The following is a 12367-nucleotide window of genomic DNA, read 5'->3' as shown; positions in this document are numbered from 1 at the left end:
CCAGGGGGGTCACACAGGTGAGTACGGCCGGCACGACGGGTTTCTGCAGGGTCACCGTCGTGGCACCTGACAGCCGGATCGACGTCGCCCTCCCCGAGGACATCGCCGTCGCCGACGTCTACCCCGAGCTGCTGCGCCTCACCGGCCAGACCCAGCCCGTGGGCGCCCCGACCGGCTTCCACCTCGTACGCCGCTCCGGCACCGTCCTGGACGGCGCGCGCACCCTCGCCGCCCAGCAGGTCCTCGACGGCGAGGTGCTCAGCCTGCGCCCCTTCGCCGAGTCCCTGCCGCCGGCCGTGTTCGACGACGTCTCCGACGCCGTCGCCTCCGCCGTCGTGCGCGACCGGCACCGCTGGAGCGACGACATGCTGCGCGGCGCGGGCCTGGCCGGCGCCGCGGTGCTGCTCGTCATGCTGGGCTTCGTCCTCTGGTACGCCGACCCGGTCCGCCACGACATGCACGGCCTGCCCGGCGTCATCGCCGGCGCGGTGGGCGTCCTGCTCACCGCCGTCGCCGGAGTGCGCGCCCGGGTCTACCGCGACCGGCTCTCCGCCGTGGCCCTGGGCCTCGGCGCCCTGCCGCACCTGCTGATCGCCGGCTCCGGGATCATCGCGCCGGCCGTCGGCGAGGGACCGGGCCGGCTCCAGTTCCTGCTCGGCTGCGTCTGCGTCCTCGTCGCCTCCGTCGCCCTGGTCGCGCTCACGCCCAGTGGCGACGCCCCCTTCGTCGCGGCCACCTTCGTCGCCGCCACCGGCACCCTCGCCACCTTCGCGGCCATCGCCACCGAGGCCTCCGCGACCTACACCGCCGCCGCCTGCGCCCCCGTCGCCATCGGCCTCGTCGCCTTCCTCCCCGGCCTCTCCGCCCGCTTCGCCCGGCTGCCCATCGGGTACGCCGCCCCGCAGAGCGCCACGGAGGAGTACGTCGACTACGCCGGGGCACCGGACCGCTACGAGATCGAGTCGTACGGCGAGCAGCCCGGCTCCGACCAGCCCGAGCAGGGCACCCCGCTCGACGCCGAGGCCATCGCCGCGCAGGCCCGCCGCGGTCACGAGATGCTGCTCGGCCTCGTCGCCGGCTGCGCCGCCGTCGCCATCGGGTCCGCCGCCGTCCTCGGCTTCTCCGACAACACCTGGGGCCGACTGCTGGCCCTGGCCACGGGCCTCGCCATGCTGCTGCGCGCCCGCCTCTTCCGGTACACCTCCCAGGTCGTGTGCGCCCTGACCGCCGGCCTCGTCGCCGTCGCGCTGCTGATCCTGGGCATGGCCCTGCACCCGCCGACCGCCCTGCTGGAGGCCCTGGTCCTGGAGCACGACCGCAGCGGGCTGGACCTGCGGACGATCTGGCTGACCGCCGCCGTCGCCGCCGGCGCGGCCCTCCTCGCGGGAATTGCGCTTGTCATCCCGCGCAAGGGTCTGTCACCCTTCTGGGGAAGGCTGCTCGACCTCACCGAGGCGGCGGTCCTGCTCAGCCTGGTCCCCCTGACCCTGGCCGTGCTGGACGTTTACTCCCGGGCCCGCGCTCTCACCAGCTGAGACGTCGCGTCCCGGCAGCCTGGTACGCTGTGTGACGGCCGTTTGTGTACGCGCCCCCGGAGATCTCTGGAGGCTGCGCTCAGCGGACCCCGCCTCCCGAGTAACGGAAGCTCCCCAGAGACTCAGACCTGGGGCACTCGGTGGCAACGAAGACCTAAAACGAGGAGTACGCGTGCCGCTCGACGCCGCTACGAAGAAGCAGATCATCACCGAGTTCGGTGCCAAGGAGGGCGACACCGGCTCCCCCGAGGTCCAGGTCGCGATGCTCTCCCGCCGCATCTCGGACCTGACCGAGCACCTCAAGACGCACAAGCACGACCACCACTCCCGTCGTGGTCTGCTGATCCTGGTCGGCCAGCGTCGCCGCCTGCTGCAGTACCTGGCCAAGAAGGACATCCAGCGCTTCCGTACGCTGGTCGAGCGCCTCGGCATCCGCCGCGGTGCGGCCGGCGCCAAGTAAAGCGCTGTGGAGGGAGCGGTTCCCACATCCGGGGGCCGCTCCCTTTGCTGTACGTGCGGACCGGACCGGACCCTTTGTAGTCTGGAACGGACGCAGGTGCGCGTCTGAGGAAGACGCGCACGACTGAAGAGGAGGAGCGCCCTCCCACGCCGCCGGTCCTCGGTAGTGGCACCCGGAATGCCCCAAGCGGGGGCAACGAACCGGATGCTTCGATCGAAGACCGGCCCGCACGCCAGGAGCGCTTCTCCGCAACCGTCCACCGCCACACGGGCGGCGGACGGAGACGACGAATATGGAGAAAACGCTAGTGGAGAACGAGACCCACTACGCCGAGGCCGTCATTGACAACGGTTCCTTCGGCACCCGCACCATCCGCTTCGAGACGGGCCGTCTGGCCCGCCAGGCCGCCGGCTCCGCCGTTGCCTACCTGGACGACGACACGATGGTGCTGTCCGCCACCACCGCGTCGAAGAAGCCCAAGGACCAGCTCGACTTCTTCCCCCTGACGGTGGACGTCGAGGAGCGGCAGTACGCGGCCGGCAAGATCCCCGGCTCCTTCTTCCGTCGTGAGGGCCGCCCCTCCGAGGACGCGATCCTCACCTGCCGCCTGATCGACCGCCCGCTGCGCCCGTCCTTCAAGAAGGGCCTGCGCAACGAGATCCAGGTCGTCGCCACGATCATGGCGCTCAACCCGGACCACCTGTACGACGTCGTCGCGATCAACGCCGCGTCCGCGTCCACCCAGCTCGCCGGTCTGCCCTTCTCCGGCCCGATCGGCGGCGTCCGCGTCGCGCTGATCCGTGGCCAGTGGGTCGCCTTCCCGACGCACACCGAGCTCGAGGACGCCGTCTTCGACATGGTCGTCGCGGGCCGCGTCCTGGAGGACGGCGACGTCGCGATCATGATGGTCGAGGCCGAGGCCACCGAGAAGACCATCGCCCTCGTCAAGGGCGGCGCCCAGGCGCCGACCGAGGAGATCGTGGCCTCCGGCCTCGACGCCGCGAAGCCGTTCATCAAGGTCCTCTGCAAGGCCCAGGCCGACCTGGCCGCCAAGGCCGCGAAGCCCGAGGGCGAGTTCCCGGTCTTCCTGGACTACCAGGACGACGTGTACGAGGCCCTCGCGGCCGCCGTCAAGGGTGACCTCTCCCAGGCGCTGACCATCGCGGGCAAGCAGGACCGCGAGGCCGAGCTGGACCGCGTCAAGGAGATCGCCGCCGAGAAGCTCCTCCCGGCCTTCGAGGGCCGCGAGAAGGAGATCTCCGCCGCCTACCGCAGCCTGACCAAGGCCCTGGTGCGCGAGCGCGTCATCAAGGACAAGGTCCGCATCGACGGCCGCGGGCTCACGGACATCCGTACCCTCGCCGCCGAGGTCGAGGCCATCCCGCGCGTGCACGGCTCGGCGCTGTTCGAGCGTGGCGAGACCCAGATCCTGGGCGTCACCACCCTCAACATGCTCCGCATGGAGCAGCAGCTGGACACCCTCTCCCCGGTGACCCGCAAGCGCTACATGCACAACTACAACTTCCCGCCGTACTCCGTCGGTGAGACCGGCCGCGTCGGTTCGCCGAAGCGCCGCGAGATCGGCCACGGCGCGCTCGCCGAGCGCGCGATCGTGCCGGTCCTCCCGACCCGCGAGGAGTTCCCGTACGCGATCCGTCAGGTGTCCGAGGCCCTCGGCTCCAACGGTTCGACGTCCATGGGCTCGGTCTGCGCCTCCACCATGTCGCTGCTGAACGCCGGTGTGCCCCTCAAGGCCCCCGTCGCCGGTATCGCCATGGGTCTGATCTCCCAGGAGATCGACGGCAAGACGCACTACGTCGCCCTCACCGACATCCTCGGTGCGGAGGACGCCTTCGGCGACATGGACTTCAAGGTCGCCGGCACCAAGGAGTTCGTCACCGCGCTCCAGCTGGACACCAAGCTGGACGGCATCCCGGCCTCCGTGCTGGCCGCCGCCCTCAAGCAGGCCCGCGACGCCCGCCTCCACATCCTCGACGTGATGATGGAAGCGATCGACACGCCGGACGCCATGTCCCCGTTCGCCCCCCGGATCATCACCGTCAAGATCCCGGTGGACAAGATCGGTGAGGTCATCGGCCCCAAGGGCAAGATGATCAACCAGATCCAGGAGGACACCGGCGCCGAGATCACGATCGAGGACGACGGCACCATCTACATCGGTGCCTCCGACGGCCCGGCCGCCGAGGCCGCCCGCGCCACGATCAACGCCATCGCCAACCCGACCATGCCGGAGGTCGGCGAGCGCTACCTGGGTACGGTCGTCAAGACCACCACCTTCGGTGCCTTCGTCTCCCTGATGCCCGGCAAGGACGGCCTGCTGCACATCTCGCAGATCCGCAAGCTCGCCGGTGGCAAGCGCGTGGAGAACGTCGAGGACGTGCTCGCGGTCGGCACCAAGGTCCAGGTGGAGATCGCCGAGATCGACCAGCGCGGCAAGCTCTCCCTGATCCCCGTGATCGACGGCGAAGCCGCCGGCGACGACGCTGACAAGGACGACTCCGACAAGTGATGTCGCGTAGTTCCCGTGTGACGGCCCGCCCCTCTTCGGAGGGGCGGGCCGTCGCCCGTACCCAAACCCTCCTCAAGGGCAGCAACGGCATCGGCACCGTCCGGCGCACCGTCCTGCCCGGCGGACTGCGCATCGTCACCGAGACGCTGCCCTCCGTCCGCTCCGCCACCTTCGGCATCTGGGCCCACGTCGGCTCCCGTGACGAGACGCCCACGCTCAACGGCGCCACGCACTACCTGGAGCACCTCCTCTTCAAGGGCACGCAGCAGCGCAGCGCCCTCGACATCTCCTCCGCGATCGACGCGGTCGGCGGCGAGATGAACGCCTTCACGGCGAAGGAGTACACCTGCTACTACGCCCGGGTGCTCGACACCGACCTGCCGCTGGCCATCGACGTGGTCTGCGACATGCTCACCGGCTCGCTGATCCGCGAGGAGGACGTCGACGCCGAGCGCGGAGTCATCCTCGAAGAGATCGCGATGACCGAGGACGACCCGGGCGACATGGTCCACGACCTGTTCGCGCAGACCATGTACGGGGACACCCCGCTGGGCCGCCCCGTCCTCGGCACCGTCGACACGATCAACGCGCTGGGCGCCGACCGGATCCGCCGCTTCTACAAGAAGCACTACGACCCGACGCACCTCGTCGTGGCCGCCGCGGGCAACGTCGACCACAACAAGGTCGTGCGCCAGGTCCGCGCCGCCTTCGAGAAGGCCGGCTCGCTGACCCGCACCGACGCCGAGCCGATCGGCCCGCGCACCGGCAGCAAGAAGATCCGCACCTCCGGCCGCGTCGACCTCGTCAGCCGCAAGACCGAACAGGCCCACGTGGTCCTCGGCATGCCGGGCCTCGCCCGCACCGACGAGCGCCGCTGGGCGCTGGGCGTGCTCAACACCGCGCTGGGCGGTGGCATGTCCTCCCGCCTCTTCCAGGAGGTCCGGGAGAAGCGCGGCCTCGCCTACAGCGTGTACTCGTACACCTCGGGCTTCGCCGACACCGGGCTCTTCGGCGTGTACGCGGGCTGCCGGCCCAACCAGGTCCACGACGTGCTGCGGATCTGCCGCGACGAGCTCGACAAGGTCGCCTCCGAGGGACTGCCCGACGAGGAGATCAAGCGGGCCATCGGCCAGCTGTCCGGCTCCACCGTCCTCGGCCTGGAGGACACCGGCGCGATCATGAACCGCATCGGCAAGAGCGAGCTGTGCTGGGGCGACCAGATGTCGGTCGACGAGATGCTGGGCCGGATCGCCGCCGTGACCCCGGACGACGTCCGCGCGGTCGCACAGGATGTACTGGCCCAGCGGCCCTCGCTCGCCGTGATCGGGCCGCTGAAGGAGAAGCAGGCGGCCCGCCTCGACGAAGCGGTCGCCTAGTTCCGTACGGACGTAAGGGAAGCAATATGAGCAAGCTGCGCGTGGCAGTGCTCGGAGCCCAGGGCCGCATCGGCTCCGAGGCCGTCAAGGCGGTCGAGGCCGCCGAGGACATGGAGCTGGTGGCCGCCCTCGGCCGCGGCGACAAGCTGGAGACGCTGGCCGAGGCCGGAGCGCAGGTCGCCGTCGAGCTGACGACCCCGGCCTCGGTGATGGAGAACCTGGACTTCCTCGTCCAGCACGGTATCCACGCGGTGGTCGGCACCACCGGCTGGACCGAGGAGCGCCTGGCCCAGCTGGAGACCTGGCTCGCCGGATCCCCGGCGACCGGTGTGCTCATCGCGCCGAACTTCTCCATCGGCGCCGTCCTCACCATGAAGTTCGCCGCGCAGGCCGCCCGTTACTTCGAGTCCGTCGAGGTCGTCGAGCTGCACCACCCGAACAAGGTCGACGCGCCCTCCGGTACGGCGACCCGCACGGCGCAGCTCATCGCGGCCGCCCGCGCCGAGGCCGGCCTCGGCGCGCAGCCCGACGCCACCGCCACCGCCCTCGACGGCGCGCGCGGCGCCGACGTCGACGGCGTCCCGGTGCACGCGGTCCGCCTGCGGGGCCTGCTGGCCCACCAGGAGGTGCTCCTCGGCAGTGAGGGCGAGACCCTGACGATCCGTCACGACTCCCTGCACCACAGCAGCTTCATGCCGGGCATCCTGCTCGGCGCGCGCCGCGTGACGCAGAACCCGGGCCTCACCTTCGGCCTGGAACACTTCCTCGACCTGGGCTGACTGGGCTGATTTCACGATGCGCGCGAAGATCACGTACTTCCTCACGGCCGCCGTCCTGGTCGTTTACTTCGTCCTGGTCGGCAGCCGGGGGCTGATGCTGATCCAGCACGGCACCTGGCTCACCGTCACCTTCGGGCTGGCCGTGCTGATCCTGCCGGTCATCGGCGTCTGGTTCCTCTGGCAGAACACCCGGTTCGTCAACCGGGCCAACCACCTCGCGGCCGAGCTGGAGGCCGAGGGCGGGCTGCCCGTCGACGAGCTGGAGCGGGACGCGTACGGCCGGATCCTGCGCGATTCGGCCGACGAGGTCTTCGCGCGCCGCAAGGCCGAGACCGAGGACGCGCCGGGGGACTGGCGCAGCTGGTTCCGGCTCGCCGTCGCCTACCACGACGCCCGTGACACCCCGCGGGCGCGCAAGGCCATGCAGCGCGCGATCGCCCTGCACGACGGAAAGCCCGTACAGGTCTGACCTGTACGGGCTTCCGGTGCGCGTGTGCGTGCGCGGGGTCAGGCGGGTACGGGCCGGTAGGCGTCGGCCCAGGCCGCCAGCGTGTCGGCGGCCCGGTCGAAGGCCTCGGCGCGCAGCAGGAAATCGGCGTTGTGGTCGGTCAGGAGCACCGGAAGCTCCGTGCCGCCGCGACCCGACACCGTCAGCGCCTGCCCCTGCACGGTCCTCGGCAGTCCGAGCCAGCGCACGGGCTGCTGCACCGTGCGGAATTCGGCGATCTCGCTCCACGCGACCGTGCGGGCCGACAGGAAGCCCACGCGGCGCATCCCCGTACGGCTCACCCAGACGCCCATCCGCAGGGTCTGCACCGCCGACCCGACCACGGCGAGTGCGGCGACCAGACAGACGGCGGCCCCGCGCCAGCCGCCCGCGAAGGCGACGATCATCGTGGCGAGCAGCATGAAGGCGGACAGCAGGAGCAGCAGCGCGGCGATGGCCACGCGCCAGGGACCCGGCCGGTAGGGCCGCCGCCAACGGTCGTGGTCGGGATGGGCCAGTACCTCGTCGCTGTCGTCATCCGCGTCGGATACGCCGTCGGCCGTCAGGAAGGGCAGGGGCACGGCTGGACCTCACTCACATGCACGTTCGGTTGGGCTGTGCCCGTGAGGCTACCGCCCCTCGGACGCCGCCGACCGCTGCGACTTCTCCGGCGCCTTGTTCGGCTGCAGCGCGGGTATGCCGAAGAGCAGTGAGCCGGCGAGCCCCGCGACCACGGTCAGTGCGACCAGAGTACGGGCGGCCATCTGCGTCCTGCCCAGACTCTCGCGCGGCGGTGGAGTGACGTTGCTGCGGAAACGGTCGGCCTCGGCGACGAAGGCGAACGGGACGGGTTCGCGCCGGCGGAACATCAGAGCGGCCTCCTCGGGATCGACGATGCGTTCTCCATGTCAGACGTACGAACCGGTCGATCGGTGCCCGATCGCGGCACATGGGGCACATGTCATGGCGGTGCGTCAGCTCCACGGGCCCTCGCGGCGAGGGTCCGCGTGCGCGGGGACCCCCGGGGGGCGTCGTAGAGTGGGCGCGCCCCAGGAACGCACGTTTGGAAGGACCCCGGTGAGCGAGACCGCCGCTTCAGATCTGAAACCCAGCTTCCGCAGTGATGTGACGGTGGAGCTGGTGAAGCACTCCGCCGCCGACTCCGACGTGCTGTGGGCCGCCCGCGTCTCCACGGCCGGCGAGCAGTCCCTGGAGGAGCTGCAGAAGGACCCGGAGCGCTCCAAGGGCCTCATCAACTACCTGATGCGCGACCGCCACGGCAGCCCCTTCGAGCACAACTCGATGACCTTCTTCATCAGCGCCCCGATCTTCGTCTTCCGCGAGTTCATGCGCCACCGCGTGGGCTGGTCGTACAACGAGGAATCGGGCCGCTACAGGGAGCTGGAGCCGGTCTTCTACGTCCCCGACGCGGAGCGCAAGCTGGTCCAGGAGGGCCGCCCGGGCAAGTACGTCTTCGTCGAGGGCACCGTGGAGCAGCAGGAGCTGACCGCCCGCGTCATGGAGGACTCCTACGTGCGGGCCTACGAGGCCTACCGGGAGATGCTCGCCGCGGGCGTGGCCCGGGAGGTCGCCCGTTCGGTCCTGCCGGTCGGTCTTTTCTCCTCGATGTACGCCACCTGCAACGCGCGCTCGCTCATGCACTTCCTGGGTCTGCGCACGCAGCACGAGCTCGCGGCCGTCCCCTCCTTCCCGCAGCGGGAGATCGAGATGGTCGGCGAGAAGATGGAGCAGCACTGGGCGCAGCTCATGCCGCTCACGTACGCGGCCTTCAACGCCAACGGCCGCGTCGCCCCGTAAAGGGCCGGTCCGCCCGCGCCGCACTGATGTACGGCCTTAAGTCCCAAGTGTCCGTATTGCGGCGTTTCGGAAAGTTCATCTAGGCTGATCAAACGGACCCGGCACTGCTTGAACCCCCGAGCAGGCAGTGCCGGCGTCCAACACCCTGTTGACGTCCCCCGAGGGGACAACGCGAGCATGGCAGCGAGTAGCGTGTTACCCATGGCTCCGATCTCGACTCCGCAGACCCCCTTCGGGCGGGTCCTCACCGCCATGATCACGCCGTTTACGGCGGATGGCGCACTTGACCTCGACGGCGCGCAGCAGCTCGCCGTCCACCTGGTGGACGCAGGCAACGACGGCCTGATCATCAACGGCACCACCGGTGAGTCGCCGACCACCACCGACGCGGAGAAAAACGACCTCGTACGAGCCGTCCTCGAAGCCGTCGGAGACCGCGCCCACGTGGTCGCCGGCATCGGCACCAACGACACCCGCCACACCCTGGAGCTGGCCCGCCAGGCCGAGCGCACCGGGGCCCACGGCCTGCTGGCCGTGACCCCGTACTACAGCAAGCCGCCGCAGGAGGGCCTCTACCGGCACTTCACGGCGATCGCCGACGCCACCGGGCTGCCGGTCATGCTCTACGACATCCCCGGCCGCAGCGGTGTCCCGATCGAGACGGAAACCCTCGTCCGGCTGGCCGAGCACCCCCGTATCGTGGCCAACAAGGACGCCAAGGGCGACCTCGGGCGCGCCAGCTGGGCCATCGCGAAGAGCGGACTGGCCTGGTACTCGGGCGACGACATGCTGAACCTCCCGCTCCTGTCGGTCGGCGCGGTCGGCTTCGTCTCCGTGGTCGGCCACGTCGTCACCCCGGAGCTGCGCGCCATGCTGGAGGCCCACCTGGGCGGGGACGTCCAGAAGGCCGCCGAGATCCACCAGAAGCTGCTCCCGGTCTTCACCGGCATGTTCCGCACCCAGGGCGTCATGACCACCAAGGGCGCGCTGAACCTGCAGGGCCTGCCCGCGGGCCCGCTGCGGCTCCCGATGATCGAGCTGACCGCCGAAGAGACGGCCCAGCTCAAGATCGATCTTGCCGCCGGCGGGGTACAGCTCTGACAACAGACTTCACAACCGAATAAGCAAGATCAAAAAAATACGAAACAGACAGAGCAAGTGCACGAATGACATGCGCGCCGCGTGCCTCAGGGGTACGTGGCGTGCGTGGTGAGGAGACACTTTTGAGCCATCCGCATCCGGAACTCGGTCCGCCGCCGAAGCTGCCCAAGGGCGGCCTCAGGGTCACCCCCCTGGGTGGCCTCGGCGAGATCGGCCGCAACATGACCGTCTTCGAGTTCGACGGCCGTCTGCTGATCGTCGACTGCGGCGTCCTCTTCCCCGAAGAGGAGCAGCCCGGCATCGACCTGATCCTCCCGGACTTCACGTCCATCCGGGACCGCCTCGACGACATCGACGGCATCGTCCTGACCCACGGCCACGAGGACCACATCGGCGCCGTCCCCTACCTCCTGCGGGAGAAGCCGGACATCCCGCTGATCGGCTCCAAGCTGACGCTGGCCCTCATCGAGGCGAAGCTCCAGGAGCACCGCATCCGCCCTTACACCCTTGAGGTGAAGGAAGGCGAGCGCGAGAGCCTCGGCCCGTTCGACTGCGAGTTCATCGCGGTCAACCACTCCATCCCGGACGCCCTGGCGGTCGCGATCCGCACCCCCGCGGGTCTGGTCGTCGCCACCGGCGACTTCAAGATGGACCAGCTCCCGCTGGACAAGCGCCTCACCGACCTGCACGCCTTCGCGCGTCTGAGCGAGGAGGGCATCGACCTCCTCCTCTCCGACTCGACGAACGCCGAGGTCCCGGGCTTCGTCCCGCCCGAGCGCGAGATCTCCAACGTCCTGCGCACGGTCTTCGCGAACGCCCACAACCGGATCATCGTGGCCAGCTTCGCCAGCCACGTGCACCGCATCCAGCAGATCCTCGACGCCGCACACGAGTACGGCCGCCGGGTCGCCTTCGTCGGCCGCTCGATGGTCCGCAACATGGGCATCGCGCGCGACCTGGGATACCTGAAGGTCCCGGCCGGCCTCGTCGTGGACGTCAAGACCCTCGACGACCTGCCGGCCCACGAGGTCGTCCTGGTCTGCACGGGTTCGCAGGGCGAGCCGATGGCGGCCCTCTCCCGCATGGCCAACCGCGACCACCAGATCCGGATCGTCCCCGGCGACACCGTGATCCTGGCGTCGTCCCTCATCCCGGGCAACGAGAACGCGGTCTACCGCGTGATCAACGGCCTGACCCGCTGGGGCGCCAACGTCGTGCACAAGGGCAACGCCAAGGTGCACGTCTCGGGCCACGCCTCCGCCGGCGAGCTGCTGTACTTCTACAACATCTGCAAGCCGCGGAACCTGATGCCGGTCCACGGCGAATGGCGCCACCTGCGCGCCAACGCCGAGCTCGGAGCCCTGACGGGTGTCCCGAAGGACCGCATCGTCATCGCCGAGGACGGCGTGGTCGTCGACCTGATCGACGGCAAGGCGCGGATCTCCGGCAAGGTCCAGGCCGGCTACGTGTACGTGGACGGCCTCTCGGTCGGCGACGTCACGGAAGTCCACCTCAAGGACCGCAAGATCCTCGGTGACGAGGGAATCATCTCGGTCTACGTCGTGGTCGACAGCAGCACCGGCAAGGTCGTCAGCGGCCCGAACATCCAGGCCCGCGGCTCCGGCATCGAGGACTCGGCCTTCGGCCCGGTCATCGCGAAGATCGAGGAGGCGATCGCCCGCGCCGCCTCCGACGGCGTGGCCGAGCCGCACCAGATCCAGCAGCTCATCCGCCGCACGATGGGCAAGTGGGTCTCGGACAGCTACCGCCGCCGTCCGATGATCCTCCCGGTCGTCGTCGAGGTCTGACGCTCGCCGTAGCGACCGCACGGGAGCGGGGCAACCGGATTTGCGTCCGGGGGCCCCGCTCCAGTACGTTTACGTCTCCACCTCGCAGGGCATCCGGGCACACACGTGTGTCCGTACGCGTCATGCGGGCGGGTGGGAATCAAGCACTCAGGGAGACCTGATAAAGTCTGATCCACCCGAAAGGGAAAGGCCCCCCGAAGGCCATCGGAATTCCGCTCCGGTCGCAAGACACGGATTAAGAATCTGATAGAGTCGGAATCGCCGGAAAGGGAAACGCGAAAGCGGGAACCTGGAAAGCACCGAGGAAATCGGACACGAAAGAGTCTGATAGAGTCGGAAACGCAAGAACAGAACGAAAGCCCGGAGGAAAGCCCGAGAGGGTGAGTACAAAGGAAGCGTCCGTTCCTTGAGAACTCAACAGCGTGCCAAAAATCAACGCCAGAAGTTGATACCCCGTCCACTTCGGTGGATGA

12 protein-coding genes are annotated in these 12367 nt (G+C 69.5%); 9 read left to right on the top strand and 3 right to left on the bottom strand.

Going from position 1 to position 12367, the window contains the following annotated elements; all coding sequences use genetic code 11:
- Nucleotides 1-17: 17 nt before the first annotated feature.
- The 6 genes from eccD (at nucleotide 18) to ACF059_RS00035 (ending at nucleotide 7149) form a co-directional block, all read left to right on the top strand.
- Entirely contained in the window at nucleotides 18-1535 is a 1518-nt protein-coding gene (gene eccD, locus ACF059_RS00060; protein WP_392049473.1) for a type VII secretion integral membrane protein EccD, read from the top strand.
- A gap of 172 nt (nucleotides 1536-1707) precedes the next feature.
- Entirely contained in the window at nucleotides 1708-1995 is a 288-nt protein-coding gene (gene rpsO / locus ACF059_RS00055; protein WP_030011220.1) for a 30S ribosomal protein S15, read from the top strand.
- A gap of 307 nt (nucleotides 1996-2302) precedes the next feature.
- Nucleotides 2303-4525: a polyribonucleotide nucleotidyltransferase gene (locus ACF059_RS00050; RefSeq protein WP_189973342.1), complete on the top strand. Its 2223-nt coding sequence runs from the start codon at nucleotides 2303-2305 to the stop codon at nucleotides 4523-4525.
- On the top strand, nucleotides 4522-5901 hold the full coding sequence (locus tag ACF059_RS00045; RefSeq protein WP_392049470.1) for a M16 family metallopeptidase: 1380 nt from the start codon (nucleotides 4522-4524) through the stop codon (nucleotides 5899-5901). The genes ACF059_RS00050 and ACF059_RS00045 overlap by 4 nt, the downstream gene beginning before the upstream one ends.
- Nucleotides 5902-5927: 26 nt before the next feature.
- On the top strand, nucleotides 5928-6680 hold the full coding sequence (dapB, locus tag ACF059_RS00040) for a 4-hydroxy-tetrahydrodipicolinate reductase (RefSeq protein ID WP_392049467.1): 753 nt from the start codon (nucleotides 5928-5930) through the stop codon (nucleotides 6678-6680).
- A gap of 16 nt (nucleotides 6681-6696) precedes the next feature.
- The gene (locus tag ACF059_RS00035; protein WP_366864821.1) at nucleotides 6697-7149 is read left to right on the top strand and encodes a hypothetical protein; all 453 of its coding nucleotides are present in this window, start codon (nucleotides 6697-6699) and stop codon (nucleotides 7147-7149) included.
- Between the two features lie 38 nt (nucleotides 7150-7187).
- Here the strand turns inward: ACF059_RS00035 and ACF059_RS00030 are convergent, their stop codons facing one another.
- Both ACF059_RS00030 and ACF059_RS00025 read right to left on the bottom strand, forming a co-directional pair.
- Nucleotides 7188-7748 (bottom strand): hypothetical protein, encoded by a 561-nt coding sequence (locus tag ACF059_RS00030; protein WP_392049463.1) that lies wholly within the window; start codon nucleotides 7746-7748, stop codon nucleotides 7188-7190.
- Nucleotides 7749-7796: 48 nt separating this feature from the next.
- Nucleotides 7797-8036 carry a hypothetical protein gene (locus ACF059_RS00025; protein ID WP_361948653.1) on the bottom strand — a complete coding sequence of 80 codons (240 nt, stop codon included), beginning with the start codon at nucleotides 8034-8036 and terminating at the stop codon, nucleotides 7797-7799.
- A 208-nt stretch (nucleotides 8037-8244) separates the two neighbouring features.
- Between ACF059_RS00025 and thyX the strand changes: the two genes are divergently transcribed.
- The 3 genes from thyX to ACF059_RS00010 all read left to right on the top strand — a co-directional run bounded on the left by thyX (nucleotide 8245) and on the right by ACF059_RS00010 (nucleotide 11894).
- Nucleotides 8245-8985, top strand: a complete 741-nt coding sequence (gene thyX, locus ACF059_RS00020) for an FAD-dependent thymidylate synthase (RefSeq protein WP_361948650.1) — start codon at nucleotides 8245-8247, stop codon at nucleotides 8983-8985.
- 201 nt (nucleotides 8986-9186) lie between these two features.
- On the top strand, nucleotides 9187-10086 hold the full coding sequence (gene dapA / locus ACF059_RS00015) for a 4-hydroxy-tetrahydrodipicolinate synthase (protein ID WP_360901820.1): 900 nt from the start codon (nucleotides 9187-9189) through the stop codon (nucleotides 10084-10086).
- Nucleotides 10087-10208: 122 nt separating this feature from the next.
- Complete coding sequence (locus ACF059_RS00010) at nucleotides 10209-11894, top strand: ribonuclease J (protein WP_392049460.1); 1686 nt, start codon at nucleotides 10209-10211, stop codon at nucleotides 11892-11894.
- Nucleotides 11895-12129: 235 nt separating this feature from the next.
- On the opposite strand, the gene ACF059_RS00005 is transcribed toward ACF059_RS00010, so the two are convergent.
- Nucleotides 12130-12367 (bottom strand): hypothetical protein (locus ACF059_RS00005; RefSeq protein ID WP_392049457.1); only part of this gene is annotated, 238 nt, incomplete at its 5' end.

The organism is Streptomyces sp. NPDC016562 (assembly GCF_043076955.1).
Taxonomy (GTDB): Bacteria; Actinomycetota; Actinomycetes; order Streptomycetales; family Streptomycetaceae; genus Streptomyces.
The sequence above is the reverse complement of the archived record's forward strand: the minus strand, read 5'-3'. Positions and strand labels throughout refer to the sequence as shown.

Excerpts from the sequence above, each read along its gene's own strand:
- ACF059_RS00025 (WP_361948653.1), bottom strand. The coding sequence starts at position 8,036 with ATGTTCCGCCGGCGCGAACCCGTCCCGTTCGCCTTCGTCGCCGAGGCC.
- dapA (WP_360901820.1), top strand. The coding sequence starts at position 9,187 with ATGGCTCCGATCTCGACTCCGCAGACCCCCTTCGGGCGGGTCCTCACC.
- ACF059_RS00035 (WP_366864821.1), top strand. The coding sequence starts at position 6,697 with ATGCGCGCGAAGATCACGTACTTCCTCACGGCCGCCGTCCTGGTCGTT.
- dapB (WP_392049467.1), top strand. The coding sequence starts at position 5,928 with ATGAGCAAGCTGCGCGTGGCAGTGCTCGGAGCCCAGGGCCGCATCGGC.